The organism is Nonomuraea soli (genome assembly GCF_013761175.1).
Taxonomy (GTDB): domain Bacteria; phylum Actinomycetota; class Actinomycetes; order Streptosporangiales; family Streptosporangiaceae; genus Nonomuraea; species Nonomuraea soli.
In genome coordinates this window covers 318,934-345,879 of sequence record NZ_JACDUR010000007.1, presented here as the reverse complement: position 1 = coordinate 345,879, position 26,946 = coordinate 318,934, and the positions used below count along the sequence as shown (strand labels likewise).

At 70.2% G+C, this 26,946-nt stretch carries 27 protein-coding genes and 2 tRNA genes; 13 read left to right on the top strand and 16 right to left on the bottom strand.

Annotation, left to right across the window (positions count from 1 at the left end):
• Positions 1 to 191 precede the first annotated feature (191 nt).
• The gene (locus HNR30_RS34195; protein WP_312894830.1) at positions 192 to 1,601 is read right to left on the bottom strand and encodes an MFS transporter; all 1,410 of its coding nucleotides are present in this window, start codon (positions 1,599 to 1,601) and stop codon (positions 192 to 194) included.
• A gap of 13 nt (positions 1,602 to 1,614) precedes the next feature.
• Positions 1,615 to 4,725, bottom strand: a complete 3,111-nt coding sequence (locus HNR30_RS34190) for an AfsR/SARP family transcriptional regulator (RefSeq protein ID WP_312894829.1) — start codon at positions 4,723 to 4,725, stop codon at positions 1,615 to 1,617.
• A 121-nt stretch (positions 4,726 to 4,846) separates the two neighbouring features.
• Here HNR30_RS34190 and HNR30_RS34185 point away from each other — a divergent pair, with 121 nt between their 5' ends.
• Complete coding sequence (locus HNR30_RS34185; protein WP_181614239.1) at positions 4,847 to 5,842, top strand: NADP-dependent oxidoreductase; 996 nt, start codon at positions 4,847 to 4,849, stop codon at positions 5,840 to 5,842.
• Between the two features lie 9 nt (positions 5,843 to 5,851).
• Here the strand turns inward: HNR30_RS34185 and HNR30_RS34180 are convergent, their stop codons facing one another.
• Positions 5,852 to 6,499, bottom strand: a complete 648-nt coding sequence (locus HNR30_RS34180; RefSeq protein WP_312894828.1) for a response regulator transcription factor — start codon at positions 6,497 to 6,499, stop codon at positions 5,852 to 5,854.
• Positions 6,484 to 7,581, bottom strand: coding sequence for a sensor histidine kinase (locus HNR30_RS34175; protein WP_181614238.1), 1,098 nt, complete (start codon positions 7,579 to 7,581; stop codon positions 6,484 to 6,486). The genes HNR30_RS34180 and HNR30_RS34175 overlap by 16 nt, the downstream gene beginning before the upstream one ends.
• Before the next feature lie 110 nt (positions 7,582 to 7,691).
• Between HNR30_RS34175 and HNR30_RS34170 the strand changes: the two genes are divergently transcribed.
• Positions 7,692 to 8,393, top strand: coding sequence for a DUF4386 domain-containing protein (locus tag HNR30_RS34170; protein WP_181614237.1), 702 nt, complete (start codon positions 7,692 to 7,694; stop codon positions 8,391 to 8,393).
• Positions 8,394 to 8,408: 15 nt separating this feature from the next.
• Here HNR30_RS34170 and HNR30_RS34165 read toward each other — a convergent pair whose 3' ends face one another.
• From HNR30_RS34165 to HNR30_RS34155, 3 genes are all read right to left on the bottom strand, one after another.
• Positions 8,409 to 9,227, bottom strand: coding sequence for a MerR family transcriptional regulator (locus tag HNR30_RS34165; protein WP_181614236.1), 819 nt, complete (start codon positions 9,225 to 9,227; stop codon positions 8,409 to 8,411).
• Positions 9,228 to 9,250: 23 nt separating this feature from the next.
• Positions 9,251 to 9,757 (bottom strand): VOC family protein, encoded by a 507-nt coding sequence (locus HNR30_RS34160; RefSeq protein ID WP_181614235.1) that lies wholly within the window; start codon positions 9,755 to 9,757, stop codon positions 9,251 to 9,253.
• A gap of 75 nt (positions 9,758 to 9,832) precedes the next feature.
• Positions 9,833 to 10,945: an MFS transporter gene (locus HNR30_RS34155; protein ID WP_246379887.1), complete on the bottom strand. Its 1,113-nt coding sequence runs from the start codon at positions 10,943 to 10,945 to the stop codon at positions 9,833 to 9,835.
• On the opposite strand from HNR30_RS34155, the gene HNR30_RS34150 reads away from it, so the two are divergent.
• The 3 genes from HNR30_RS34150 to HNR30_RS34140 all read left to right on the top strand — a co-directional run bounded on the left by HNR30_RS34150 (position 10,944) and on the right by HNR30_RS34140 (position 12,701).
• Complete coding sequence (locus tag HNR30_RS34150; RefSeq protein ID WP_181614667.1) at positions 10,944 to 11,114, top strand: hypothetical protein; 171 nt, start codon at positions 10,944 to 10,946, stop codon at positions 11,112 to 11,114. The two genes, HNR30_RS34155 and HNR30_RS34150, sit on opposite strands and share 2 nt — an antisense overlap.
• 64 nt (positions 11,115 to 11,178) lie before the next feature.
• Positions 11,179 to 11,748 (top strand): dihydrofolate reductase family protein, encoded by a 570-nt coding sequence (locus tag HNR30_RS34145; protein ID WP_181614233.1) that lies wholly within the window; start codon positions 11,179 to 11,181, stop codon positions 11,746 to 11,748.
• A 407-nt stretch (positions 11,749 to 12,155) separates the two neighbouring features.
• On the top strand, positions 12,156 to 12,701 hold the full coding sequence (locus tag HNR30_RS34140) for a DUF6461 domain-containing protein (protein WP_246379886.1): 546 nt from the start codon (positions 12,156 to 12,158) through the stop codon (positions 12,699 to 12,701).
• Positions 12,702 to 12,828: 127 nt separating this feature from the next.
• Here the strand turns inward: HNR30_RS34140 and HNR30_RS34135 are convergent.
• From HNR30_RS34135 to galU, 7 genes are all read right to left on the bottom strand, one after another.
• Positions 12,829 to 12,905: transfer RNA gene (locus HNR30_RS34135), tRNA-Ala, on the bottom strand.
• A gap of 49 nt (positions 12,906 to 12,954) precedes the next feature.
• Entirely contained in the window at positions 12,955 to 13,524 is a 570-nt protein-coding gene (gene sepX, locus HNR30_RS34130) for a divisome protein SepX/GlpR (protein WP_181614231.1), read from the bottom strand.
• A 127-nt stretch (positions 13,525 to 13,651) separates the two neighbouring features.
• Positions 13,652 to 14,275, bottom strand: a complete 624-nt coding sequence (locus tag HNR30_RS34125) for a GNAT family N-acetyltransferase (protein WP_181614230.1) — start codon at positions 14,273 to 14,275, stop codon at positions 13,652 to 13,654.
• Positions 14,276 to 14,289: 14 nt separating this feature from the next.
• Positions 14,290 to 14,766, bottom strand: coding sequence for a MogA/MoaB family molybdenum cofactor biosynthesis protein (locus HNR30_RS34120; protein ID WP_181614229.1), 477 nt, complete (start codon positions 14,764 to 14,766; stop codon positions 14,290 to 14,292).
• 37 nt (positions 14,767 to 14,803) lie between these two features.
• On the bottom strand, positions 14,804 to 15,274 hold the full coding sequence (gene moaC, locus HNR30_RS34115) for a cyclic pyranopterin monophosphate synthase MoaC (RefSeq protein WP_181614228.1): 471 nt from the start codon (positions 15,272 to 15,274) through the stop codon (positions 14,804 to 14,806).
• On the bottom strand, positions 15,271 to 16,458 hold the full coding sequence (glp, locus tag HNR30_RS34110) for a molybdotransferase-like divisome protein Glp (RefSeq protein ID WP_181614227.1): 1,188 nt from the start codon (positions 16,456 to 16,458) through the stop codon (positions 15,271 to 15,273). The genes moaC and glp overlap by 4 nt, the downstream gene beginning before the upstream one ends.
• On the bottom strand, positions 16,445 to 17,347 hold the full coding sequence (galU, locus tag HNR30_RS34105) for a UTP--glucose-1-phosphate uridylyltransferase GalU (protein WP_181614226.1): 903 nt from the start codon (positions 17,345 to 17,347) through the stop codon (positions 16,445 to 16,447). Before galU ends, glp begins: the two co-directional genes overlap by 14 nt.
• 26 nt (positions 17,348 to 17,373) lie before the next feature.
• Between galU and HNR30_RS34100 the strand changes: the two genes are divergently transcribed.
• The 3 genes from HNR30_RS34100 to HNR30_RS34090 all read left to right on the top strand — a co-directional run bounded on the left by HNR30_RS34100 (position 17,374) and on the right by HNR30_RS34090 (position 19,829).
• Positions 17,374 to 17,946 carry a 5-formyltetrahydrofolate cyclo-ligase gene (locus HNR30_RS34100; RefSeq protein ID WP_181614225.1) on the top strand — a complete coding sequence of 191 codons (573 nt, stop codon included), beginning with the start codon at positions 17,374 to 17,376 and terminating at the stop codon, positions 17,944 to 17,946.
• A complete protein-coding gene (locus HNR30_RS34095; protein WP_181614224.1) occupies positions 17,947 to 19,452 on the top strand; it encodes a potassium/proton antiporter in 1,506 nt (501 codons plus the stop codon). It begins immediately after the preceding gene.
• Between the two features lie 74 nt (positions 19,453 to 19,526).
• Positions 19,527 to 19,829 (top strand): FmdB family zinc ribbon protein, encoded by a 303-nt coding sequence (locus HNR30_RS34090; protein WP_181614223.1) that lies wholly within the window; start codon positions 19,527 to 19,529, stop codon positions 19,827 to 19,829.
• On the opposite strand, the gene HNR30_RS34085 is transcribed toward HNR30_RS34090, so the two are convergent.
• On the bottom strand, positions 19,826 to 21,820 hold the full coding sequence (locus tag HNR30_RS34085; RefSeq protein WP_376771770.1) for an MFS transporter: 1,995 nt from the start codon (positions 21,818 to 21,820) through the stop codon (positions 19,826 to 19,828). The genes HNR30_RS34090 and HNR30_RS34085 overlap by 4 nt on opposite strands.
• Before the next feature lie 83 nt (positions 21,821 to 21,903).
• Here HNR30_RS34085 and HNR30_RS34080 point away from each other — a divergent pair, with 83 nt between their 5' ends.
• From HNR30_RS34080 to mscL, 3 genes are all read left to right on the top strand, one after another.
• Entirely contained in the window at positions 21,904 to 22,710 is an 807-nt protein-coding gene (locus HNR30_RS34080) for an S-methyl-5'-thioadenosine phosphorylase (protein WP_181614221.1), read from the top strand.
• A 358-nt stretch (positions 22,711 to 23,068) separates the two neighbouring features.
• Entirely contained in the window at positions 23,069 to 23,629 is a 561-nt protein-coding gene (locus tag HNR30_RS34075; protein WP_220134304.1) for a CpaB family protein, read from the top strand.
• A gap of 18 nt (positions 23,630 to 23,647) precedes the next feature.
• Complete coding sequence (gene mscL / locus HNR30_RS34070) at positions 23,648 to 24,046, top strand: large conductance mechanosensitive channel protein MscL (protein WP_181614220.1); 399 nt, start codon at positions 23,648 to 23,650, stop codon at positions 24,044 to 24,046.
• Here mscL and HNR30_RS34065 read toward each other — a convergent pair.
• On the bottom strand, positions 24,043 to 25,197 hold the full coding sequence (locus tag HNR30_RS34065; protein ID WP_312894825.1) for a D-alanyl-D-alanine carboxypeptidase family protein: 1,155 nt from the start codon (positions 25,195 to 25,197) through the stop codon (positions 24,043 to 24,045). The two genes, mscL and HNR30_RS34065, sit on opposite strands and share 4 nt — an antisense overlap.
• A gap of 712 nt (positions 25,198 to 25,909) precedes the next feature.
• Here HNR30_RS34065 and HNR30_RS34060 point away from each other — a divergent pair.
• Positions 25,910 to 25,982: transfer RNA gene (locus HNR30_RS34060), tRNA-Arg, on the top strand.
• Positions 25,983 to 26,178: 196 nt separating this feature from the next.
• Entirely contained in the window at positions 26,179 to 26,823 is a 645-nt protein-coding gene (locus HNR30_RS34055) for an HAD family hydrolase (RefSeq protein WP_181614219.1), read from the top strand.
• Positions 26,824 to 26,946 lie beyond the last annotated feature (123 nt).

Below are 26,946 nucleotides of genomic sequence, written 5' to 3'. Positions count from 1 at the left end.
GATGTCGCTCAGAGCGTTGCCAGGGAGGCTCATCTGTCCCCCTTCGGTCTCCAAGTGGAGGTCGGCAAGCCCTTCCTCGGGTCACGGGGGAAGTGGCCGGTGACGTGCGATGCGAACGCGGTGATCACGCCCGATTTCGTGCGCGAGACGGGATACCTCTTCGATGCCATCGCCCAGAAACACGGCGCCGACTACGATGGGTGGGAAGTGGCAGCGACCCCTTGACGCTGCGTCGAAGCGACGCGAACGGCGCACGCCGTCCCCGCCGCGAGCAGGCCCGCCACGGCGATCACGACGCGCAGCAGGCCGTCCGCCGACGAAGGCGCCGCGAAGTACACGCTCCCCAGGCCCGCCACCGCCGTCACCCCCGCGAGCACCGGGCCCGTGGCGTTGAGCGCCGAGATCGCGGATGCCAGCCGCGGCTCGACCAGCGACGTGACCTGCGCGATCAGCGGGCTGTACCCGGCCGCGTGCCCCGCCCCCGCCAGGAGCAGCAACGGTACGGCGAGCTCCGGCTGCCACTCGTCGCGGCAGGCGAGCACCACCAGGATCGCCCCGCCGGCGAAGGCGAGCGGCCCGGCGGCCGGCAGCACGCGCTGCACAGCCTGTGGATACCGCGTCCAGGTCAGGCTCAGCGTGCCGAATCCCAGCGCGTAGGGCACGAAGGCCAGGCCCGCCTCGAAGGGCGAGTATCCCAGCGCGGTCTGCAGGTGCAGCGTGAGCGCGAGGACGAAGGCGGTGTAGCACCCCATGATGGTCCAGCACGCCGCCAGCCCCGGCTTGACTCCGCGGGGCCGTACGGAGGCCAGGTCGAGCAGCGGGTGCGGCGCTTGGGTCTCGTAACGGACGAACCCCGCCAGCAGTACGGCGCCGCACCCGAGCGAGATCCACGTCCACGCGGGCCAGCCGAGGTCACTGCCGAAGATCAAGGGGATCGTGATCGCCGCCATCGCCGCGGTCAGGACGGCCACGCCGCCGGGGTCGAGCCGAGCCCGCTCGTCCGGGCGCGACCCGGGCAGCAGCCTCGGCCCCACGACCAGGGCGGCCAGGCCGATCGGGACGTTGAGCAGGAAGACGGGACGCCACGACAGGCCGAAGAGGTCGGCGCTGACGACGAGCCCGCCGACGACCTGCCCCAGCGCGACGCCGAGGGCGAGCACCATGCTGTAGAGGCCGATGGCCCTGCGGCGTGCCGTACCGTCCCAGTGCGTCTGGATGAGCGAGAAGATCTGCGGCGTGAGCAGCGCCGCGCCGGCGGCCTGGGCGATGCGCGCGAGCACGAGTACGGTCACGTCCGGCGCGAGCCCGCACAGCAGCGAGGCGCCGGTGAACCAGCCCAGCCCGAGCAGGAACGCGCGCCGCTGCCCGATCACGTCGCCGATCCGCGCGCACGTGACCAGGAGCACGCCCACGGTCAGCAGGTAGCCCGACACGATCAGCTGGATGCCCGTGCCTCCGGCCCGGAGGTCGCCGCGGATGGTCTCCGCGGCGACCGACACGATCGAGCCGTCCATGGACGCCATGACCTGGCCGGTGAGCAGGACGGCGAGCATCGGGCCACGGCGCACGCCCGTGACCGGCGAAGGAACGGGAGGAATCACCCGTCCAGTGTCGTCACGCGGTGTCCGCGGGGTCTTGAACAAGTTTGCGGCGGGACGCGCGGATGGCGGCGGCGATCCGGTCGACGTCGGCGCGTTCCGCGGGAGGCAGGGGCGCACCGACCGATTCCCGGAGCGCGGCGGCCTCGTCCAGCAGGGCCGCCGCCTTCTCGTGGTCGCCCCCGGCTGCCGCGACGCCGGCCAGCCCTTCGGTCGCCAGGGCGACGGCCCGGCGGTCACCGGCCTCGCGGGCCGCGGCGAGCCCCTCCTGGTGCAGCGACCTGGCCGCGGCGAGATCGCCGCGCAGTTCGGCGATGAAGCCGAGTTCCGCCATCAACAACGTCAGCCCGTAGAAGGGCACGCCGTAGTCGGCTTCTAGGCGGCGGTTCCAGGCCAGCGACCGCTCGAAGAGCCGCTCCGCCTCGTCGAGGTCTCCCGTACGGCGGGCCACGAGGCCGAGGCCGACGCGGGCGAACTCCTCGGCGAACCTGTCGGACTGCTCGGCGGCCAGGCGCATCCCCCGCTCGTGCAGGTCACGCGATCGGCCGAGATCCGCGGTCAGCAGGGCGATCCGGCCGAGGCCGGACAGCCGGTAGGAGGCGTCGGTCCACAACTTCAGGTCCTCGGCGATGCGCAGCCCCTCGCCGAGCAGTTCGGCGGCCCGCTCGTAGTCACCGTTGATCTCGGCGAGGTAGCCGAGCATGTCGGACGCCTGCAGCCATCCCCAGCCGTCACCCAGCTCGGCGAAGATCGCCAAGCTCTCGCTGCCCGCCTGTTCGGCGCGGGCGTGGTCGCCCTGGAACATCGCCTGCTTGGCCCGGCTCGCCAGCGCCGCCGCCTCGCCCCAGCGGTCGCCGGTCGCGCGGAAGGCGGCCAGTGCCTCGGTGAGCAGTTCCCCGGCGGTGGTGGCGTCGCCGAAGCCCAGGTGCGCGAGGGCGAGGAACCAGCGTTCGCGCGCGTCGCCGGGGGCCAGGGCCCGAGATGCGGTACGGCTGCGCTCGATCAGGTCGTCGCCGTCGCCGGTCAGCATCGCGAACCCCGCCTCCCAGGCAGCCCTCCTGGGCGAGCCGTCGACGGTCAGCGCGGCGGCGAGGAAGGCGCGGCCCTCGCGATGACGGCCGCGCAGGAACCAGTACCAGGCGAGCGCGTCGGCCATGCGCGAGTCGCTGTTGTGTTCCAGCGTGGCCCGCAGGTTGGCGGACTCGGCGTCGAGGCGCTCCAGCCACTGACGCTGAGCCGGGCGGTACAGCTGGGGCGCGGCGCGTTCGGCGAGCTCGGCGTAGTAGCGGTCCCGGCTCCGCAGCACGGCCTCACCGTCGCCGAGCCGATCGAGCCGATCGAGCTGTTCGAGCCGTTCGAGGCAGTAGGCGGCGATCGACTCCAGCAGCCGGTAGCGCGCTCCCGCCGTCGGCTCCACCATCGACCTGGCGATCAGCTGGTCCAGCACATCGGCCACGTCACGCCCGTCACCCCCGTCCAGCCCGAGGTCCGCGCACCCGGCCCGGGCCGCCTCCAGCGTGCAACCGCCCGGATGCACGGCCAGCCGGAGCATGACCTGCCGCTGCTCCTCGGTGAGCTGCTCCCAGCTCCAGTCGATCACCGCACGCAGGGTCTGCTGGCGTGCCGGGCGGCCCCGGCCCGAGACGGTGAGCAGGTGGAAGCGGTCGTCCAGCCGGTCGGCCACGCCGCGCACCCCCAGCGCGCGTACCCGGGCGGCGGCCAGCTCCAGCGCCAGCGGCAGCCCGTCCAGCCTCCGGCAGATCGCCGCCACCGCCGCAGCGCTCGCCTCGTCGAAGACGAAGCCGGGCGCGGCGGCCGCGGCGCGGGCGACGAACAGCCGCACGGCGGCCGCACGCCCCGGGTCCTCGCCGGGAACCGGCAGGCCGAGCGGCGGCACCGCGTACAACGTCTCGCCCGGGAGCGCCAGCGACTCCTGGCTGGTCGCCAGGATGCGCAGGTCAGGCGCGGACCGCAGCAGCAGATCCGCCAGGTCGGCGACCTGGCCGACCACGTGCTCGCAGTTGTCGAGCACCAGCAGCGAGCGGCTGCCGCGCAGGGCGTCGGCGAGCCGGTGCGCCAGGTCGGGCGGACGCACGCCGGGGCGCGAGCCGGTCGCCGTGTCGTCGCGGACGCCGAGCTGGGCGGCCACCACCTCGGACACGCCCGCCGTCTCGCAGGACGTCCCGGCCAGCTCGACCAGCCACACCCCGTCAGGGAAGGCCTCGGCGGCACCGGCCGCGACCGCCAGGGCGAGCCTGGTCTTGCCCACCCCGCCAGGGCCGGTCAGCGTGACCAGCCGCGCGGAACCGAGCAGGCCGGCGACCGCCGCCACCGCCTCCTCGCGGCCGATGAGCTCGGTGAGCTGGGCGGGAAGGTTCGTCCGGGGGCGCGCCGTGACCGGACGCGGGGGCGAGGCCAGGGAGGGGTCCTGCCGCAACATCGCCTGATGGAGGGCCGCCAGCTCGGGGCCGGGGCCCAGCCCCAGCTCGTCGGCCAGCAGCTGCCGTACCTCGTCGAAGCCCGCCAGCGCCTCCGCCTGCCGTCCCGACCGGTAGAGCGCGCGCAAATGGGAGGCGCGCAGCCGCTCGCGCAGCGGATGGGCGGCCACCAGCTCGCCCATCTCGTCGGCGAGCAGCCCGTGCTCCCCCAGCTCCAGCCGTACCTCCGCCTGTTCCTCCAGCGCCGTCAGGCGCTGCTCCTCCAGCCGGGCGGCGGCGGCGCGGGCGAACTCCTCGTCGCCGAAGTCGGCGTACGCGGGCCCGCGCCAGAGCGCCAGCGCGTCGGCCAGCAGCCCGGCCTTCGCCGCGGCGCCGGTGGCGGCGCGGGCGCGGTGGAGCAGCTCGGCGAAGCGGACGGCGTCGACGTCGGCGGCGCGCAGGACGTAGCCGCCCGGCTGGAACACGACCAGCTCGCGCCCTCCCGGCTCGCCCTGCTCCAGGGCGCGGCGCAGCTGGGACACCTTGGTCTGCAGCGTGTTGCCCGGCCGGCCCGGCGGGTCGTCCCCCCACAGGTCCTCGGCCAGGCGGTCGGCCGACACCGGCCGACCCTCGTGGACCAGGAGGTCGGCCAGCAACGCACGGACCTTCACCTCAGGGACCCGTACGGCCCGCCCGTCGTCGGTCCACACGCAAAGCGGTCCAAGGACACCGAATCGCACCTGGTCACCGTACCCGCAGCGAACCCCCAGCCGATCGTGAGCACCCCCGGCCACCGTGGACCTCACCGAGAACGACTTGAGGAGCAACGCCATGAACCGTCAGATCCACCTGGTCTCCCGCCCCACCGGCGAACCCCGGCCGGAGAACTTCCAGCTGGCCGTCACCGAGCTGCCCGAACCTGCCGACGGCCAGATCGTGGTCCGCAACACCTGGATGTCGGTCGACCCGTACATGCTCGACCGGATGCGCGAGGAGGAGTCGTACATGCCTCCGTTCCAGCTCGGCGCGCCCATGGAGGGCTCGGCGATCGGCGAGGTCGTGGCCTCGCGCGCCGCCGGCGTCCCGGTGGGCGCGGCCGTCGTGCACTTCCAGGGCTGGCGGGAGTACGCGGTGGTGGACGCCGCCGCCGCGACCGTCGCCGACCTGTCGCTCGCGCCCGCCGAGGCGTGGCTGGGCGCGCTGGGCACCACCGGGCTGACCGCCTACGTGGCCCTGACCCAGGTCGCACCCGTGCGGGAAGGCGACGTGGTCTTCGTCTCGGCCGCCGCCGGGGCGGTGGGCAGCGTCGCCGGGCAACTCGCGCGCAAGCTCGGCGCCTCCCGCGTGATCGGCTCGGCGGGCGGCCCGGCGAAGACCGCGAAGCTGGTGGAGAGCTTCGGCTTCGACGCCGCGATCGACCACCGCGCGGGTTCGCTCGCCGCGCAACTGGCCCAGGCCGCCCCCGGCGGCATCGACGTCTACGTCGACAACGTCGGCGGCGACCACCTGGTGGCGGCCATCGACGCGCTCAGGCACGGCGGCAGAATCGCGATGGTCGGCTCGATCAGCTCCTCCTACGCCACCGAACCGCTCCCCGGCCCGGCCAACCTGTTCGCCCTGGCCGCCAAGGACGCCACCCTGCGCGGCATGCTGGTCAGCTCCTACTTCCACCTGTTCCCCGAGTGGATCGGCAAGGCGGCGGGCTGGCTGGCCGACGGCTCGCTGCGCACCGAGCTGACCGTCACCGAGGGCATCGACCGTGCTCCCGCCGCCTTCCTCGACATGATGCGCGGCGGCAACGTCGGCAAGATGCTGGTCCGGCTCTAGTGCTCCTGTTCATGACGAGGCGTCGTTGACGTATCTGGCCACCTGGACGCGGTTGGTCACCTCCAGCTTGGCGAACACGTGGCCCACGTACGTCTTGACGGTCGCTATCCCCAGGTGGAGCGCCGTGGCGATCTCCCCGTTGGTGAGCCCCTCGCTGATGGCCACCGCCACCTCACGCTCCCGGGTGGTGAGGCGGGCCAGCCGGGCGCGCGCGAGACGGCGGCGCTCGTCCAGTCCGCTGCCCGTCACCGTGGCGATCAGCCGCCCGGTGACGCCGGGCGAGAGCATCGGCTCGCCCAGCATCACCCGGCGCACCGCGCGCACGATCTCCTCCGGCTCGGTGTCCTTGACGAGGAAGCCGTCGGCGCCGTGCCGCAGGGCGGTGAGTACCAGGTCGTCGGCGTCGAAGGTGGTCAGGATCACGATCCTGGGCAGCCGGCCGCGTTCCCGCAGGGCCTTGGTGGCGCGCAGGCCGTCCATGACGGGCATGCGGATGTCCATCAGCACCAGGTCGGGGCGTTCCCGCGCGACGACGGCGAGCGCTTCCCGCCCGTCGCCGGCCTCGCCCGCGATCTCGACTTCGGGAGCGCCGCCCAGGATCATCCGCAGTCCGGCCCTGACCAGCGGGTCGTCGTCGGCGATCACCACTTTGGGCACGGGAACCTCGCCGTCACCCGGAACGTGCCGTCGTGGACGCCGTGCGTCAGGTGCCCGCCGGCCAGTTCGGCCCGCTCGGTCAGCCCGATGAGCCCCAGCCCGTCGCGGACCCTGCCGGTGAACGGATTCGACACCTCCACCTCCAGCCACTCCCCCGCCGTTTCGCGCAGCCGTACCGTCACGGGGGCGCCGGGCGCGTGCCTGCGCGCGTTGGTCAGCGCCTCCTGCACGATGCGGAAGCAGGTGCGCGACAGGCTCTCCTCCACCCTCGGCACCGGCTGCCCGCCCAGGTCGAGCGTGACCGCGGCCCCCGTCTCGCGGACCTCGGCGAGCAGCGCGGGCAGTTCGAGGAGCGTCGGCTGCGGCGGCTCCACGACGGCCGCGTCGTCGTGGCGCAGCACTCCGAGCACCTGCCGCAACTCCGCCAGCGCCAGGTGCGCGTTGGCGCGGATCGTCGCCGCCGTCTCGCGCGCCTGCTCGCGCTCCAGGTCCTCGCGGAAGGCCAGTGCTCCCGCGTGCATGGCCACCAGCGAGATCCTGTGCGCCAGGACGTCGTGCATCTCTCGGGCGATCCTGGCCCGCTCCGCCGTACGACCCTGTTCCTCCCACGAGGCGGCCAGTTCCCGCCGTGCGCCCAGGTAGAGGCCGAACACCATGGCCACCGCCAGCAGGGCGAGCGTGAGCAGGACGCTGCCGGCCGTCTCCGCGACGCTCGGCCGTACGCCCGTGAACAGCGGGCGGTAGAGCCGGTCGCCGACGCTCATCGCGACGGCCAGCGTGGCCGCCGCGGCGACGGCCCATTCCCGTCTGCGGCGGGTGGCCAGCGTGGCCGCCGCCAGCAGCGCGGGCCCGAGTGCGCTGACCGACACGGCCGCCGCCGCGACCGCCGCGAGCGTCACTGCCAGCGGGCGCTCGTGCCGCAGCGGCTGTACGGCAAGCGCCACGCAGCCCACGGCGGCGTCGACGACCAGCATCGCGCCGAGCAGGTCCCCGGAGAAGTCGATCAGCATCGTGGTGGTCAGCATGATCCAGAGCGCGGCCCCGGCCAGCCCGGCCATCCCATAGGGCAGTAATCGGGACATGGCACCCACAGTAGGACAGCCCATCGGCGCGGCGGCTCCCCCCACGGGTGGAGGTGTTCGAGGCTCAGGGTGGAGGTCACGGGACCCGGCGAAAGCCGACGCTGGGAGGCATGACCACGCTTTCCTCCGTCAAGGGCCAGGCCCGCTTCGCGGGTCTGCTGTACGCCCTCATGGCAGCCCTGGGCATCTGGGCCGAGCTCTACGTCCGCGCCAAGGTCCACGTTCCCGGCGACGCGGCGGCGACCGCCGCCCGGCTGGCCGCGCACGAGTCCCTGGTCCGCTGGGGCCTGGCAGCCGACCTGGCGATGTCCACCGTCTTCGTCGTCCTCGGACTCGCCTTCCAGCGCCTGTTCCACTCCGTCTCCAGCCGGCACGCGACGGCCCTGCTCGTCCTGGTCGCCGGGGGCGCGACCAGCATGCTGGTCAAGCTGACCTTCCAGGCGGGAGCCCTGGCGGTGGACGACGCCGATCTGGCTCTGCTCATGCTGGACCTGCACCACGACGCCTACGTGATCGGCGGCATCCTGTTCGGCCTCTGGCTGCTGCCGCTGGGACGGCTGCTGCGGCTGTCGGCGGACTTCCCCTCGTGGCTGGGGATGGTCGTGCTCGTGGGCGGGGTCGCCTGGCTGGCGGACCCGGTGCTGGCGTTCGTGCTGCCGCCGTCGCTGGGGCTGCTGCGGGACCTGATCGCGGTGCCGACGTCGGTGGCGGAGTTCGGGCTGATCCTCTACCTGTTGATCAAGGGCGCGAGTCCTGGCACCCGGCCGGTCGAACCCGCCAGGGTCGGCGCGGCCCACGCTGACGGCCCCTGACGACCAGCCCGGCTCTCAGACCCAGGTCGCCGAATCCGGGTCGATGCCCCGCTCGCGGGCGTGGGCGTCGATGACGTCGCGCAGCCAGACGGTCAGGCCCGGCTCGATCGCGTCGTAGTAGGCCGTGAAGCCCGGGTCCGCCACGTACTTCCTGCCCAGGCAGACCTGCATCGACAGGGTGCAGTCGAAGGAGGCGTTCATGACGGCTCGGTGCCGCTCCGCCAGGGCGTCGGCCTCGGCGCTGCCCGGCCTGACGCCGGCGCGTTTGGCCGAGGCAAGATCCTGTTCGAGCGTCGTGACGGTGTCGGCGACCCGCTGCCAATCTTCGGGAGTCATACGGGCGGCACGCTCGGCGAACTGCGCCCACTGCGCCGTGTCGCCCCACCGCTCACGTGCGCCCTCGGTCAGCGACGGCTTCCAGCGTTCGCCGAAGATCGCGATCTGTTCCTCGGCGGAGAGCAGGATGCCGGTGCGCGCGGCCTCGATCATCCGGTCGACCGCGCCCACCATGGCCTGCAGGCGGGAGATGCGCTCAAGGAGCTGGCCGCGCTGCTGCTCCAGCGGCCCGGTCATGTCGACCGCCGGTGCGTCGAGGAGCTCGCCGATCTCGTCGAGCGGCAGGCCCAGCTCGCGGTAGACGAGCACGCGGTGGAGGCGCGCGATGTCGGCGGCGGAGTAGAGCCGGTAGCCGCCGCCGGTTCGGCCGGACGGGCGCGCCAGCCCGATCCTGTCCCAGTGGTGGAGGGTGCGGACGGTGACGCCGAGATGCGCCGCCGCGGCCCCGACGGTCAGCCCGCCGAGACCGGCGGCGTCGCCCATCGCGGCGGGGGTCATGTCATCGAGTCTGACATGCGGTTTCACCGCTTCGGCAGGCTGTAGCCGTTCGCCTCCAGGTAGCGCGCCTCGGCGCTGCCGGGGTCGAAGAGGCGGGCCGCGGTCACGACCACGCGGGCGTTCTCCGGCGTGACGACCTCCACTTCCACGGTGTTCCATGGGGTCTGCCGTGGTCCGGTGGTGCATCCGGGCACCAGCTCGCTGCACGCCCGCACGATCTCGTCGACCTGGCTCAGCACGCAGCTGAAGCCGATACCCACCGTCGCGATCTCCGGCATCGCGTCGCCCGGGACGAGCAGGACGTCCTGGAAGGCCCAGCGCCGAAGGTGCGTGACCTGGCCGGGGACCGTGAACAGGTCGACGAAGCCGAGCCCGCGTGTCCAGAAGTCCACGGACGCGGCCAGGTCGGGCGTCGGCACGGTCACGTACATCGGCATGCCGTAGATGCCACGGTAGATCTCAGGCGGCGTCGCGTCGGGTCCGGGCAGGGGGACGGGGCTGATCTCGAATGCGTCGTAGTAGTCGCTCATGCGGCTCAGCGTCCAGCCTGACGCGACGTCAGGGTCAAATCGGTTGTCGTCGGCGAGGGGCGGCTCCCTGGCTGCTCAGCCTCGCTTGGCAGCCAACGCCCATAGCGCTACCACCATCAGCACTGCGGTCAGTCCACCGCAGACCATCACCGCCGACACCGAGAAGGCGTCCACAACCCGGCCGCCGAGGAAGGCGCCAAGAGCGAAGGTCGCCTGGAAGGACGAGGTGAACACCACCGTGGCCGCTTCTGGCGCGTGCCGGGCGGCGGCGATGAACGAAGCCTGCGAGCAGACGGGCACACCCCCGTAGGCCAGTCCCCAGAGCATGAGCAACGCCACCGCTCCCACGATCGTGCCGCCTGCCGAGGGCAGCAGCAGGGTGGTGGCCGCGATCAGGCCCCCGCACGTCACGAAGGCGAGCCGCAGGCGTGAAGCGACAGCCCTGCCCGCCAGGAAGTTGCCCGCGATCCCGGCGACGCCATACGCCAGCAGGACGGCGCTGACAGCGGCCGGAGACAGCCCGGTGACGTCCTGCAGGAAGGGCGTGACGTAGGTGTAGGTGCCGAAATGGGCCAAGACGATGAGGAACGTGGCCACCAGGGCGATGACGGCCCCCCGGGTACGCAGCAGGTCGAGCAGGACCCGCGCGCTGGTGACCTGCTGAGCGGGCAGCGGCGGCAGCAGCACCAGCAGGGCCGCCATGACCAGGACGGACAGTACGGCCAGCACCAGGAAAGCGGTCCGCCAGCCGGCGAGATCGCCGATGAAGGTCCCGGCCGGTACGCCGAGCACGGAACCCAGGGGCACTGCGGAGAAGATCACGGCGGTGGCCGTACCGACGGCCCGCGGCGCCACCAGACGCCCGGCCAGCCCCGCCCCGATCGACCAGAAGCCGCCGATGGTGAGCCCCACCAGCACCCTGGAGATCAGCATGACCCAGTAGGACGTCGCCACCGCGGCCAGCACGTCGGCCACGGCCAGCACCGCCATGAGAACGCACAACATCACGCGCCTGTCGAGGCGGGCGGTGGTCAGCGTGACGACGGGCGCGGCGACCGCCGCGACGATGCCGGGCAGCGCCATCGTCAGCCCTGTGACGCCGTCGGAGATCCCGAAGTCGGCGCCGATGGCGGTCAGCAGGCCGATGGGCAGGATCTCGCTGGTGACGATGGCGAAGATGCCCAGCATGAGCGCGACGATCGCGAGCCAGTTAATGACCGATGTGCGGGTGGGTGGGGCGAGCGTTGTGGTGGACATGGTTCCCGTTCAGGCAGGTGAGCGCGTGATGGATGAGCACCCAGCCAAACAGGGAGGGACGAGCGAGCACCGGCACGTTTCGGACATCACCAGTGCTTGACACCACTCCACTTGTAGTACTACCTTGACCACTCCAAGCGGAGTACTACATACGGAGTTGTTTGATGCGAAAGCTCGTCTACTACATCGGCGTCTCCCTCGACGGCTACATCGCCGGCCCCGACGCCGAGTTCGACTTCTACCCCGTGTCCGAGCAGATGGCCGCCTGGGTCAACCAGCGCTACCCGGAGACCGTCCCCACCCATATCCAGAAGCTCGTCGGCCTTGAGGGCGTGCCCAACCAGGTCTTCGACACTCTGGTGATGGGCCGCGGCACCTACGAGGCGGCGGGCGCTTCCGTCACCAGCCCCTACTCCCACCTGCGGCAGTACGTCGTCTCCCGCACGCTGACCGTCGACGAGCCCACGGTGCAGGTGGAGACGGGCGATCCGATCGAGCTCGTCCGGCGGCTGAAGGCCGAGGACACCGGCATGGACATCTACCTCTGCGGCGGCGGCAAGCTCGCCTCCTCGCTGCTCCCGGAGATCGACGAGATCATCCTCAAGAGCTACCCCGTGGTGGCGGGGACGGGCATCCCGGTGTTCTCGGGACCGTTCCGGCCCACCCTGTTCACTCCCACCAGGCGCGAGTCCTTCGACAACGGCGCCCAGATCACCTGGCTCACGAGGGCCTGAACCTCCTAGGAGACGCATGCGGATCAATCTCTCAGCCCTTGACAATCACGCCGAGCTCAACCGCCGCCCGTCCGGATCGCCGCGCCGGGAGGAACCTCGGGCGCGCGACCCTAAGCCCACGGGGCGCATCAACCCCCCGCGCCGCCCGATTGCCGCCCCTCGCCGCGGTGGGTATTGAGCGAGCCGGCGCTCCGCCCACTCACCAATGCACAAGACGCGCTTCATGAACGCGAACCTCCCGGACCAGCTCCGGGCGGCGCATTCGCAGTGGCTGTCGACCCATCCGGCAGGCCTGTAGCCGCGCGACCGGGCACACACCCCACGGGCCCTGAAAAGCCGAGCCCGTTCTGCGCTGCTCAGCGGAGCCGAGCTCGAATCTGTCGGTGGACCCTGCCACCATGTCCGCCATGTCACCCATCTCAGGCATCGATGCCCTCGGCGAGATCTACTGCGTGTCCTTCGTTCGCGGGCTGTCCCCCGAAGAAGCCCTGCGGCGGTTCGGCATCGATGAGGAGACCCTGGAAGAGGGGCTCCCGTTCGATGAGCTCGACGAGCGTTCCGCGGAGAACATGCCGGACGACGGGGCCGGCTACGTCGCCGCTGCCAAGGTGGGCGACTGGACGGTGATCGTCGAGCCGGGAGGCTGGCGACTGGCCGCGGACTCCGAGAAGTTCCGCCCGGTCTCGCGAGGAACAGAGCTGGTGGCGGTATGCCGGCACGATTACGCGGAGGACAGCTTCGCCTACATCGTGGACGGCACGCCTGCCCTGTGGTTCGACCCTGCCCGTCCAGAGGACGGCTCCGAGCACTTCACGGCGATGATGAACGAGGTCGGCTTCTCCGAGGAGGACCCGATGGGGAGTTCCTTCGCTCTCGCCGCCCGCATCACTGGACTTGGCGACGTCGACCTGCGAGCGCTCAGCTACCTCGGAGCCGATCCGGACGACCTGTAAACCGCTGGGGTGCCCGGTTCAGCGGGTGGCCCCCTTCGAGAACCTCCGGAAACGACGAAATCCCGTCCGATCTCAGCGACCGAACGGGATCCGTCAACTTCAGTCCAGCCGTTCCAGAGAACGACCCTGGTGGAGATGAGGGGATTTGAACCCCTGACCCCTTCGATGCGAACGAAGTGCGCTACCGGGCTGCGCTACATCCCCAAGGACTCGACCAGATTAGCAAACTTCCACCACTCCTCGCGCCATCCCATCAATCCCCCACCGCCCGCCGGGGCGGTTCGGCGTACTGATCGAACAGCACGTCCGCCTGACGCGCCTGGAAGGCGATGATCTCCGCCTCCGCCTGAGCCACGGCTGCGGCCTCGGCGGCGCGCCGCTGGGCGCGGACGCGGCGGGCGCGTTCGGCACGGGCGAGGGCCGTGTGGTTGCGCCGCTCGCGGTCGACGGTGACCGCGATGCGCAGCACGCAGGCGTACGAGAAGAGGATCACGCCGGCGGGAGCCACTCCCCACCAGGGGATGACCTTCACCGCGGCGGTGACGATGGAGGCCACGCAGAGCAGGACCGAGAAGAACAGCAGCCTGCGCCTGCGAGCGACGATGATGGCCCGGTGCCTCGCGCGGATGTGCCGGAAGTCGGCCAGCGAACGCTCGAGCGTGTCGGGATCGTAGGTCTCCTGGGCCTCTTCGAGAAGCTCGTCGGCCTCGTAGAAGTCCTCTTCCAGCTCGGCCAGGTGGTTCTTGTCGCGCCGCAGCCACAGGGGCACCAGCACGCACAACCACATCACCACGATGGCGAGATAGAGGAAAACCGCGCTCACGGCCACCTCCTTGCAGCACGACGAAGACGCTGGGCGTCTGGTTGCGTCTTCGATGTGCTCACGTCACGCACCGTAAGACCGCGTGTCACTGATTGACGAGCATTCGGTGCGGTGTGTCGCGAGATCGTCAAAGCTCTTCCACCGCGGACCCGGCTCGACGCCACTGCACGAGCAGGCCGCGAGGGGCGTCCTCGACGGTCAACGCGTAGCAGATGTGGTCACGCCAGGCCCCGTCGATGTGGAGTTGACGGCGCCGAATGCCTTCTTCCCTGAACCCGAGTTTCTCAACCACGCGGCGGCTGGCGGAGTTCTCTGGCCGAATGTTGGCCTCGATGCGGTGAAGTCCGGCGGTGAAGAAGCAGTGGTCGACCGCCATGGCCAGGGCGGTGGGGGTGATGCCGCGGCCGGCGAGTGCGCCGTCGATCCAGTAGCCGACCTGGGCGGAGCGGGCCGAGCCCCAGACGATGGCGCCGACGGTGAGCTGGCCGGCGAAGCGGCCCTGGTAGGTCATGACCCAGGGCATGGACAGGCCTTGGCGGGCCTCGCGGCGGAGCGTGCCGACCATGGAGACGTACGGCCCGAGCCCGGTGCGGAACAGCGGGGTCTCGGGGTTGCTGGGCTCCCATGGACGCAGCCAGTCGGCGTTGCGCAGCCGGGTCTCGCGCCACATCCGGACGTCGGTCAGCCGCAGGGGCCGAAGCCCCACGGGCCCCTCGGTCAGGGTGGCGGGCCAGCCGCGAAATCGATCCACACCTGCATCATCTCTCAGCGAGGGTGGTCGCCACCACGAATCTGATCCACAGCATGACGAAGGACAGGCAGGAGTACGGCAAGGCCGTCACGCACGCCGCCGGTGGATCCGGGCAGGTTCACGATCAGCGTGTTCCCGGCTTGTCCGGCAAGTCCTCGCGAAAGGATGGATGTCGGAACTTTGTCGCGGCTTGCCTGACGTATGGCCTCCGCGATGCCGGGAATTTCCCGAGAAATTACGCGCGCGGTCATCTCCGGAGTGAGGTCCTGAGGCGTGAGCCCGGTGCCTCCGGTGGTGACGATGACGTCGTACCCGTCGGAGACGCCCTTGCGGAGTGCGTCTTCGACGGCCTGGCCGTCGGGAACGACGAGCGGGCCCTCGACGTCGCAGACCTCGGCGAGGCCGGCGGCCAGGACGGGTCCTGATTTGTCGGCGTAGACGCCGGCGGAGGCTCGATTGGAGACGGTGACGACGAGAGCTCGCACGCTCATGACCCGCTCCGCGTGCCCGAGGCCGGCCAGGGCGTCGTCATGACCGAGTCCAGACGCCAGTTTTGCCCCCGGTCTTCTCCTCGACCCGCACATCGCTGATGGTCGCGCCGGGGTCGACCGCCTTGACCATGTCGATCAGCGCGAGCCCGGCGACCGCCACGGCCGTCAGCGCCTCCATCTCGACACCGGTGCGATCGGCGGTCTTGACCACGCAGGTGATCTCCACCCCCGAGTCGACGATCTCCAGCGTGACCTTGACGCCGTGCAGCGCGATCGGGTGGCACAGGGGGACGAGGTCAGGCGTGCGCTTGGCCCCCATGATCCCCGCGATGCGGGCCACGCCGAGCGCGTCGCCCTTGGGGTTGTCGCCCGAGCGCAGCAGCTCGACCGCCTCGCCCGACAGCAGCACCCGGCCGGTCGCGGTCGCCGTACGGATGGAGGTGTCCTTGGCGGACACGTCGACCATGCGTGCGGCGCCGCTCTCGTCGAGGTGGGTGAAGCGGCTCACAGGGGCAGCACCTCCACCACCGTGCCCGCGGGCAGCTCGGTGACGTCTTCGGGGACGATGATCAGGCAGTTGGCCGTCGCCAGGGCGGCGAGCTGGTGGGAGCCCTGCCCGTGGACCGGCGCGACGGTGCCGTCGGAGGAGAGCACGCCGCGCAGGTAGGAGCGCCGTCCCTCGGGCGAGCGCAGCGGCCCGGCCGTGGTCGCCCTGCCCAGCGCGTGCGGGGTGACCGGCAGGCCCTTCATCTTGCGCAGCGCCGGCTCCACGAAGAGCACGAACGACACGAAGGACGAGACCGGGTTGCCGGGCAGCGCGAAGATCGGGACGTGGTCCTCGCCCACCACGCCGAAGCCCTGCGGCATGCCGGGCTGCATGGCGACGCGCTCGAAACGCACCGTGCCCAGCGGCGACAGCGCCTCCTTGACCGGCTCGTAGGCGCCCATGGAGACCCCGCCACTGGTGATCACCACGTCGGCGCGGACGAGCTGAGCGTCGAGCTGGTCGAGGAAGTCGGCGGGGTCGTCGCCGACGATCCCGACGCGGAAGCTCTCGCCGCCGGCGTGCCGTACGGCCGCGGCCAGGGTGTAGCTGTTGGAATCCCAGATCTGGCCGGGGCCGAGCGTGTTGCCAGGTTCGACGAGCTCTGCGCCGGTGGCGATGACGACGACACGCGGGCGCGGGCGCACCCAGACGCGGCGGCGGCCCACCCCGGCCAGGATGCCGAGCTGGGTGGGCCCGATGACCGTGCCCGACTTCAGCACGATCTCGCCGGCCTGCACGTCTTCGCCGGCGCGCCGGATCGCGTTGCCCGCGGAGGCGCCGCGGTTGATCACCACGGAGGCGGTGCCGCCGTCGGTCCACTCGACGGGCACGACGGCGTCCGCGCCGGGCGGGACCGGCGCGCCGGTCATGATCCGGACGGTGTGCCCGGGGCCGACCGCGCGCAGCTCACCGGAGCCGGCCGCGACGTCGTCGACGACCGGCAGCGTGACCGGGATGCTCGACAGGTCGGCGGAGCGTACGGCGTAGCCGTCCATGGCCGAGTTGTCGAAGGGCGGCAGCGGCACCGGTGAGGAGACGTCCTCCGCCAGGGTGGTGCCGAGCGCGCGCTCCAGCTCCATCTCCAGCGGGGCCAGGGGCCGGATCGTGGCCAGCACCTCGGCCAGGTGAGCGTCAACCGACTTCATTGAGGAATTCTCGCAGCCACGGCACGAAGTCGGGTGCCAGGTCGGGCCGGTCGGCCGCGAACTTCACCACCGTGCGCAGGTAGTCGAGCTTGTCGCCGGTGTCGTAGCGCCGCCCGCGGAACAGCACGCCGTGGACGGGCCCGCCCTCCTCGGTGGAGCGTCCGGCCAGTGTGCGCAGCGCGTCGGTCAGCTGGATCTCGTTGCCGCGCCCCGGCGGGGTGTTCTCGAGCACCTCGAAGACGGCCGGGTCGATGACGTAGCGCCCGATGATCGCCCAGTTGGACGGCGCCTCGTCGACCGGCGGCTTCTCGATCAGGTCGGTCACGCGAACGACGTCGTCCTCCGCGGTCGCCTGGATGGTCGCCACGCCGTAGAGGGAGACCTGCTCGCGCGGGACCTCCATGAGGGCGATGACGCTGCCGCCGTAGGTGCCGCGCACCTCGATCATGCGCTTGAGCAGCTCGTCGCGGTGGTCGATGAGGTCGTCGCCGAGCAGGCACGCGAAGGGATGGTCGCCGACGTGCTGCTTGGCGCAGAGCACGGCGTGGCCCAGGCCCTTGGGCTCGCCCTGGCGCACGTAGTGGAGCGTCGCCAGGGAGGCGGGCTCGCGCACCTGGGACAGGCGCTCGTCGTCGCCCTTGGCCTCGAGGACCTCCTCCAGCTCGAAGGCGCGGTCGAAGTGGTCCTCGATCGATCGTTTGTTCTTGCCGGTGACCATGAGGACGTCGAGGAGCCCGGCGGAGGCCGCCTCTTCGACGACATACTGGATCGCGGGCTTGTCGACGATCGGCAACATCTCCTTGGGAGTCGCCTTGGTCGCCGGAAGGAACCGGGTGCCCAGACCCGCGGCGGGCACGACGGCTTTCGTCACAGGGTCGAAGTCAGCCATGGTGTAGACCCTAGTGGAGGTAATTCGTGGACAAGATGAAGCTCCGTCGCAAGTTGATGGAACAGCGTGCCTGTCTTTCTCCCGAGCGGCGCCGGGCAAACGCGGTCGGCATCAGGGAAACCCTCCTCGATCAGCCGTGGGTGCAGATGGCGGGGCTGGTGGCCTGCTACTGGTCTATAGGTTCCGAGCCGGAGACGCACGGCCTTGTCTTCGCCCTGTGGAAACACGGCGCCACCGTGATGTTGCCTGTGCACAAGTCCGATGACGATCTGGACTGGGCGGTCTATGACGGTCCCGACACGCTCGCACCGGGACGTTCCGGGATCATGGAGCCGGTCGATGCCAGAAGGGGCGTCGAGGCCATCCGCACGGCCGCCCTGGTGATCGTCCCCGCGCTCGCCGTCGACGCGCGGACCGGCGTACGGCTCGGCCGCGGCGGCGGCTCCTACGACAGGGCCCTGGCCAGGGTGGGTCCCAACGTCCCGACGGTCGCCCTCCTGCACGACGGGGAGCTGATCGACGGGGTGCCCGCGGAACCGCACGACCAGGCGGTCCGCTATGCCGCGACACCAGTGGGACTCACTAGGCTTATGCGGTAAATGGAGATCGATGTCTGGATTCTGCTCGGCGCTGCCGTCGTCGTCGTCGCCATCGTGTCCGTCGCCGTGGCGCATCGGAGCGGGCTGCCCAGTCTCCTGCTCTTCCTGGGCTTCGGACTGCTGCTGGGCGACTCGGCCATCGGCATCCAGTTCAGCGATCCCGAGCTGGCCCAGCACATCGGCATGTTCGCCCTGGCGATCATCCTGGCCGAAGGCGGCCTGACCACCAACTGGCGACATGTGCGCCCTGCCGTACCCAGTGCCCTGATCCTGGCCACGCTCGGCATCGGGGTCAGCGTCGTCGTGGTCGCCTACGCCGTCCACGGCCTGTTCGGCACCGACTGGAGACTGGCCCTCATCCTCGGCGCGGTCCTGGCCTCGACGGACGCGGCCGCGGTCTTCTCGGTCCTGCGCAGGCTGCCGCTCCCGCCGAAGCTGTCCGGCATCCTCGAGGCGGAATCGGGCTTCAACGACGCGCCGACCGTGATCATCGTGGTGATGCTCAGCCAGATCACCCAGCCCATGCCTGATCTGTGGACCTTCGTATGGAACACCGCGCTGGAGCTGGCCATCGGCGCCGCCGTGGCGTTCCTGGTGGGCCCGGCCGGAGTGTTCGCGCTGCGACACGTGGCCCTCCCGGCCTCGGGCCTCTACCCGATCGCCGTCCTGGCGCTGACCTTCGTCGCGTACGGCGGAGCCGTACTCCTGCACGGCTCCGGCTTCCTCGCGGTCTACGTCACCGGACTGATCCTCGGCAACGCCCGCCTGCCCCACCGGGCCGCGACCCGCGGGTTCGCGGAGGGCGCCGCCTGGCTCGCCCAGATCCTCCTGTTCGTCATGCTCGGCCTGCTCGCCAGCCCGAAGGAGATGTCGAGCGCCATCGTGCCCGGCCTGATCGCGGGAACAGTCCTCGTGCTCCTGGCCAGGCCGATCTCGGTGATGATCTCCGCGTTCGCGGCACGCGTGCTGCGCCTCGATCGCATCAGCTGGCGTGAGCAGGCGTTCCTGTCGTGGGCGGGGCTGCGCGGCGCCGTCCCGATCGTCCTGGCCACCATCCCCTGGGCCAACAATGTCCAGGGCTCGGAGGAGCTGTTCGACCAGGTCTTCGTCGTTGTCGTGGTGTTCACGCTGGTCCAGGGACCGACCCTGCCGTTCGTGGCACGCCTGCTCCGTGTCGGCGCGCCAGGAGAGGCGCTCGACCTGGAGGTCGAGTCGGCGCCGCTGGAGGAGCTCAACGCCGACCTCCTGCAGCTCAAGGTGCCGCCCGGCTCCCAGTTGCACGGCGTGGAGATCTTCGAGCTCCGGCTGCCCTCCGACGCGCAGGTCACGCTGATCGTGCGTGACGGGAAATCCTTCGTGCCGTCCGACACCACGCGCGTGCGCGCCGGCGACCAGGTGCTGATCGTCACCTCGGCCAGCTGCCGCGAGCAGGTCGAGCGCCGGATGCGGGCCGTGTCGCGTCAGGGCAAGCTGGCCGGTTGGTACGGCGAGCGAGGGTTGGAATGAGTCAGCACCTCGCGTCGTTTATGATTAGCAGTCGCGTTGGCAGAGTGCCAGAGAGCCCCATGGGAGGAGCGTCCGTGCCCACCTACCAGTACGTCTGCAACGACTGCGGTGAGCAGCTCGAAGTCGTCCAGAAGTTCTCCGACGACGCCCTGACGGTGTGCCCCAACTGCGAGGGCAACCTGCGCAAGGTCTTCTCGGCCGCCGCCATCGTCTTCAAGGGATCGGGCTTCTACCGCACCGACAACCGTTCGTCGTCGGCCTCGTCCTCCACGAGCACCGCCGCGGCGACGAAGAGCGAGAGCACCAAGACCGAGAGCACGAAGACCGAGTCGAAGCCGAGCACGACACCCGCGCCGGCCGCCTCCTCGTCCAACTAGGGGCGGTCCGTCGGGCTGCCGAGCAGCTGCGGCGACAGCTCGTCGATCAGCTGCTCCAGCTCGGGCCGCGGGCCCCAGTCGGCCACCAGCTCGCGCAGCGTCTGCCGGCAGCTCTGCAGCAGTTCCTCGGCCTTGACGTCTCCCTGCGGGGTCAGGCGCAGGGAGTGGCCGTCGGTCGAGCGCCTCACCAGGCCCTGTTCGATCAGGCGGTCGACGTACGGCCTGCCTTCCTGCCTGGTGACGTCGGCGCGCGCGGCGAGTTCCTCCGCCATCAGCCAGCCGGCGTCCTGCAGCCTGGTCAGCACCCAGATCGACTCGGGCGGCAGATCCAGCAGGCCGTTCTCGGCGCCCAGCTTGACGTAGAAGTCACGGCGCAGCCGCTTGTCGGCCAGCCGTACCAGACCTCGCTCGACCTCGGCCAGCGAGTTGCGCTCCGCCGAGGTCGCGCCCAGCCCTTCGCCGATGTCGACGGCCTTGGTGGTCTCCCTGAGCTTCTCCTCCGGGATGAACCACGACAACACGAACGCCACGGCCATGATCGGCGTGGCGACCGTGAAGACCTGCGCGATCGAGTCGGCGTAGACGTGCAGGAACTCCGACTGCAGGTTCGCGGGAAGCGTCTGGATGATGGTCGGGTCCGCCTGCACCTGCGCGGGATCGAACCCCGGCGGCAGCTGCGTGGTGGCCACGACCTGCGACAGGTCGTCGTTGAGTCGCGAGGTGAAGACCGAGCCGAGTACGGCCACGCCGAACGAGCCGCCGATCGAGCGGAAGAAGGTCGCGCCACTGGTGGCGACGCCGAGATCCTCGAAGCCGACGGCGTTCTGCACCGCGATGACCAGCACCTGCATCACCAGGCCCAGGCCGCAGCCCAGGACCAGCAGGTCGATGCTCATGGTCAGGGTGGAGCTGGTTTCGGTCAGCCTGGAGAGCATGAACATGCCGACCGTGGCAATGGCCGTACCGAGGATCGGATAGATCCGGTATTTGCCGGTCTTGGCGATCAGCTGGCCGCTGAGGATCGACATGCCCAGCGTGCCGACCATCATCGGCAGCAGGTGGAGCCCTGACGCCGTGGCGCTCACGCCGTACACGACCTGCATGAACAGGGGCAGATAGGTCAGCGCGCCGAACATGCCGAAACCGACGACGAAGCCGACCAGCGACGTCATCGTGAAGACACGCAGCTTGAACAGGTGCAGCGGGAGCACCGGCTCCTTCGCGCGGGTCTCGACGAACGCCCAGAGGCCCACCATGACCACCGCGGCGACGATCAGGCCGATGATGACCGGGTCGGACCAGGCGTAGGTCTGCCCGCCCCAGGTGGTCATCAGCACCAGGCACGAGGTCGCGCCGCCGAGCAGGACGATGCCCGCGTAGTCGATCTTGTGCTTGGTGCGCTTGGAGGTGCCCGGCAGCACCGCGGCGATCACGAACAGCGCCACCACGCCGATCGGCAGGTTGATGAAGAACACCCAGTGCCAGGACAGGTGGTCGACGAACAGGCCGCCCAGCAGCGGGCCGATCACGCTGGAGACGGCGAAGACGCCGCCGAAGAAGCCCTGGTACTTCCCGCGGTCGCGGGCCGAGACGACGTCACCGACGATCGCCTGCGCCAGGACCATGAGGCCGCCGCCGCCCAGTCCCTGCAGGCTGCGGAAGGCGATCAGCTGGCCCATCGTCTGACTGAGGCCGCACAACGCGGAACCGATCAGGAAGATCACGATCGCGGCGATGAACAGCCCTTTGCGACCGTATTGGTCACCCAGTTTGCCCCAGAGCGGGGTCGAGACCGTCGAAGCGAGCATGTAGCCCGTGACCACCCACGACAGCTGTTCCAGCCCGCCGAGATCGCTGACGATCGTCGGCAGAGCCGTCGAGACGATCGTCTGGTCGAGCGCCGCCAGGAGCATGCCGAGCATGAGCGCGATGATGATGAGCATGAGCCCCCGCTGCTGCTTCATGAAACGGATCATACTTATCGTGTTCACTGCATAACTCTTCGGAGTCGGTTTTCCACAGAACGGGGTTCCGCCGCTGTTGGTCACCTGGACTGGCCGCTAGTCTCAGCGCCATGGTCACTCGCGCAGAGATCGGCGTCATCGGCGGCTCGGGCTTCTACTCCCTGCTCGACAACGCCGAGGAGATCGAGCTTTCGACTCCGTACGGCCCGCCCAGCGATGTCGTCACCGTGGGCCGCATCGGATCCCGCACCGTTGCCTTCATCCCGCGCCACGGGCGCGACCACCGCTTTCCGCCCCATCGCATCCCCTACCGGGCCAACCTGTGGGCACTGCGCTCCCTCGGGGTGACCCAGGTGCTCGCACCCAGCGCCGTGGGCTCGCTCAAGCCCGAGATCGGGCCGGGGGCGCTGGTGATCCCCGACCAGTTCGTCGACCGCACCTCCGGGCGGGTCCAGACGTACTACGACGTCAACGGCGCCGTCCACGTGTCCCTGGCCGACCCGTACTGCCCGTCGGGGCGGGCGGTGGCGATGACGGCGGCGATGACCGGCGGGTGGGAGGTCGTCGACGGGGGGACGCTGGTGGTGATCGAGGGGCCGCGGTTCTCGACGCGGGCGGAGTCGCGGTGGTTCTCGTCCAACGGGTGGAGCATCGTGGGGATGACCGGGTTTCCCGAGGCTGCGCTGGCTCGGGAGCTGGCGCTTTGTTACACGTCGCTGTCGCTGGTGACCGATCATGACGCCGGGGTGGAGGCCGGGGAGGGGGTCACGCACGAGGAGGTGCTGGCGTTCTTCGGGGCCAATGTGGCGAAGATGCGGACGCTGGTGTCCGAGGCGGTGGGGATGTTGCCTCGGGAGCGGTCGTGTTCTTGCGGGAACGCGCTGGACGGGATCAAGCTGCCGTTCGAGCTGCCTTAGGGGCTGGGGCGATCGCGGGTGGGGCCTTGTCGCACTCTGCCCCGCTGAGCTCGCGCCCCGCTGAGCTCCTGCCCTGCCCGCCACCGACCCGCTGGCCTTGCCCGCCCACTTCTGACCCGCTGACCCGCTGGCCCGCTGGCCTTGCCCGCTCACTTCTGCCCTGCCGCCGACCGCTACCCTGCCCGCGGTCCACCCGCCCATCGCGCGCTGCGTCGTTCGCCCTGCGCCCTCGCGTCTAGTTGCCGCTCCCCCTCGTCCTCGGCGCCGGTTGCGCCCTCGCTCACATCCCTCTTCCCCTAACCCCCTCGCCGGGATCCGCGCCCCCGGCTCCCTCTCCCCTCCCCGGACTGGAGTCATCGTGCGCCCCTGGATCCGTCGTTTCGCCCGCCGCCGTCGCCTCGTCGGCGCCGCACTGGCCGCCCTGGCGATGCTCAGCGCCCTCACCGCCCTGAGCCCGTCCCCCGGTCCCACCACCGAAGTGCTGATCGCCACCCGAGACCTCGCCCCCGGCCCCCTCCACCCAGGAGATCTCCGGCGCACCCAAGCCCCGCGCTCCGCCGTACCCGACGGCGCCGTCCTCGAGGGCAGGACCCTCGCCACCCCCATGCGCCGCGGCGAGATCCTCACCGACGTCCGCCTGCTCGGCGCCGCCCTGCTCGCCCGCCTCCCCCCAGGCACGGTGGCCGCCCCCATAAGGGTCTCCGACCCCGAGATCACCACCCTCCTCACCCCCGGCGCCGCCATCGGCGTCATGGCCACCTGGGAGGGCGCCCAGAGCGCTCACACGGTCGCCGAGCGCGTAACCGTCATGTCAGTCATGACCGAGGGCCTGATCGTCGTGGCCTCCACCCCGGAGCAAGCAGCCCAGCTGGCAGCGGCCCAAGCCTCAGAACGACTTTCGATCACCCTACGGAGTTGAGCCACTACGATCTGTCGCATGAGTGGATTCAAGAAGTTCCTCATGCAAGGGAACGTGATCGATCTCGCCGTCGCCGTCATGATCGGCGCCGCCTTCCAGCAGATCGTCGACTCTTTCGTCAAGGACATCATGACGCCGCTGATCGGCGTCTTCGGCGGCATCCCTGACTTCAGCGAGCTCTACTTCACGATCAACGGCTCGAAGTTCATGTACGGCGACTTCATCAACCATGTGGTCTCGTTCATCATCGTGGCGCTGGTCATCTACTTCGTCATCGTGCGGCCGTACACCCGCTACAAGGACTACGCGGCCGCCAAGCAGGAGGCCACCACCCGCGAATGCCCGGAGTGCCTGACAGAGATCCCGATCGAGGCCAAGCGCTGCTCGGCCTGCTGCGCCCAGGTCGGCGTCGGCTAGAGGATCGAATCGGATTGGGGGTCGTACTCCCAGTGCCACGGCTCGAAGGGGCTGGAGTACGCCCAATCCGGGTGGATCCACCCGTAGCGCTTGCCGTTCTTCTCCAGCCAGTTGAACTCGGCTGAGCGGAACCTCTCCACCCCTCCACACAAGTCCACGGCCAGCCCGAGCCCGTGGTTGCTCCGTCCGGGCACGGCGGCGAACCCAGGCCGCCGGTAGTAGACCGACTGCTGCTCGGCCAGGTTCCGGTAGGCGTCGGACACGCACATGCTCCGCCCGAACTGCCGCTTGTAGGCCTCGTTCAGGCTGACGAACGCGATGGCGGCATCCGCTCGCAGTTGATGCCCCTTCTGCTGAAGCGGACAGAGCAGATCTGTTGGAATCAGCCCGTTCGGATAGTCGTCGGCCGCCCCGATCTGGAGCGGATTGCACCCCAGCGCGGCCCGACCCACCTTGTCGATCTTGATGCCCAGCTTGACCAGCGCCTGCGTGAGCGACTTGACGACCTTGTCCGAGCGCTTCCGGATCAGATCGACCTCCGCCGACATCTGCGCCTCGGCCAGCAGATTCCCCGCGCGCAGCTCCTGCGCTTCCGCCGCCAGCCGCTCCTTCTCGGCATGCAGCCGGCTGGTCACCTCGATCGCCTGCTGCCGGTTGGCGACGATCTCGCCGGTGTCGGCCATCGCACGCAACGTCCTGATGTCGGCCTCACCCGACAACAACGAGGTGAACCCATTGGCCAGCGGCTGCTGGTACAGCGCCTCGGCGATCTGCGAGACGGGCTTACGCCGTACGGCCAGCTCCCGCTCCGCCAGCGTCAGCTCGTCGAGCGTCGCCTTGAGCTCCTTCTCGGCGGTCTCGATCTCGGTGCGTCGCTTGATCAACGCCTTATCGGCGGCCTCGAGCTCCTTGGCGGACTTCTCCGCCTCCTTGCGCAACGCGGTCAGATCCCCAGGATCGTTCTCCAGCGCGGCCGCGAGGCCCACCACCGAGGCCCGCGCACCCAGGGCCGTCTCCGCACCCTGCGCGGTCTCCGCACCCCGAGCCGTCTCCGCACCCCGCGCCGTCTCCGCACGCACCGGCTGGACGGCAACGACGAAGCTCGTGGCCACGACGACCGCGATCAGACCCGCTGATCGTGGGGACGGCACCGTCGGCTCCTCCATTGCACACTCGTTACCTCGGTCAGGCACGCACGTTACTACAGCCCCCTTAGTGCCCGGACCGAACTCCGGAGAGCCGTTATGTCCAGTTCATACGGATTGCCGCTCATGCTCCCGACATAGCTCCCACAACCACGTCTCCTCCCACTCCCCCGGGCACCCTTCGGCCGGCCTCACCGGCCCCCGCCGCGGCCGCTCAGCCCCCTCGGACCCCTCCGTCCGCGGCACCCGCACCGTCTCCCCGCCGCCGTTCCCGGGCTCCACCACCACACCCGGCTCATCCCGCTGCGGCTCCCGCTCAGGCGCCGGCACCATCCCCCCGTACACCCGATCCGGCCGCGCGGGCGCCGGCGCCAGCACCGGCTCGAACACCACCCCACGTACGGCAGGCGCACCCCCCGGAAGAGCCGCGGCCGCGCCCTTACCCTCATCGGCGGCCTGGCGCTGATAACCCAACTCCCCCGCCATCAGCCCCCCGGCCAGAATCGCCGGCGCCAGAAGCGCGGCCCCAAGGCCCACTGGCCTCCTCGTGCGCGTTCTTTTACTCACGAGCAGGACGTTAGCCACGCCGGGCGGGCCGGTTAGGGAGCGCTTGTCATGGCTTTACCGCAGGTCGGGGTAGGGATGACTTTGGTTCTTGAAGTTGGTGGGTGGGGCGGGCGCATGTGGTGGCCGTCTTTCGCTACGCTTACAGGTGTCCGCCTCCGTAGCTCAGGGGATAGAGCACCGCTCTCCTAAAGCGGGTGCCGCAGGTTCGAATCCTGCCGGGGGCACCTTGTTTTCGTCGATGACCTGCGGTTTCTTGGCCGCAGGTCTTTTCGTTGTAGGCAGTTGGATGCACTCGGATGCAGCCGTAGGACGAAGATCGCGGGATATACGCGGGATGATCTTAGGGTTGTTACCGCAGGTCGGTCGGCCTTTTGTGGGAGCGGTCTGGCTTGAGGCGTTGATCGTTTCTAGGGTGGGGCTGTGCAGCGACTCGTCCTCTTTGACCTTGATCGGACCCTGATCGACCTGGGGAGTGCCTTCGGGCTGTGGGCTGAGGAGTTCGCCGAGACGCACCGACTCGGGTCTGACGCCGTCGCGTGGTTGAAAGAGATCGACCACGTCACCCACCCACACCGGGAAGCGTTCTTCAGCAACGTGCGCGAGCACTTCCAGCTCTTGACGCCCGTAGAGGAGCTGTGGGCCGAGTATCGGCGGCGCATGCCGTACTTGGTGAAGCCGTATCCGGGAGTGCTCGACGAACTGGCTCAGCTCCGCATTCTTGGATGGAAGGTCGGCATAGTCACCAACGGCACCGCCGACAACCAGCTCGGTAAGCTCCGCCAAACCGGCCTGGCCGAAGCGGTGGACGGCTATGCCGTTTCCGGGGTCGAAGGCATCCGCAAGCCTGAAGTCGGCCTGTTCGAGATAGCCGCCAAGCGCTGTGGACTGAGTCTGGCCGGTGGCGGGTGGATGGTCGGCGACAACCTCACCGCGGACATTGAAGGCGGACGGAACGCCGGCCTGCGCACAATCTGGGTAGACCACGGCACATGGCCAGGCAAGGAGCACCGCGCCGATCACGTCGTCGGCAACGTGGCGGAGGCCTTCGCCCACCTGCGGCCGTAGGCCGATCGCGATGCCAGCCGGGCATCGTGGGTGGCTGGGGCGATCGACGCCGTAGGACCTCCTTCGTCGGCCCTACGCCACCGGTGACGGTGGCTGAAGCCCGAGAGACGCTCTCCGTTCCAC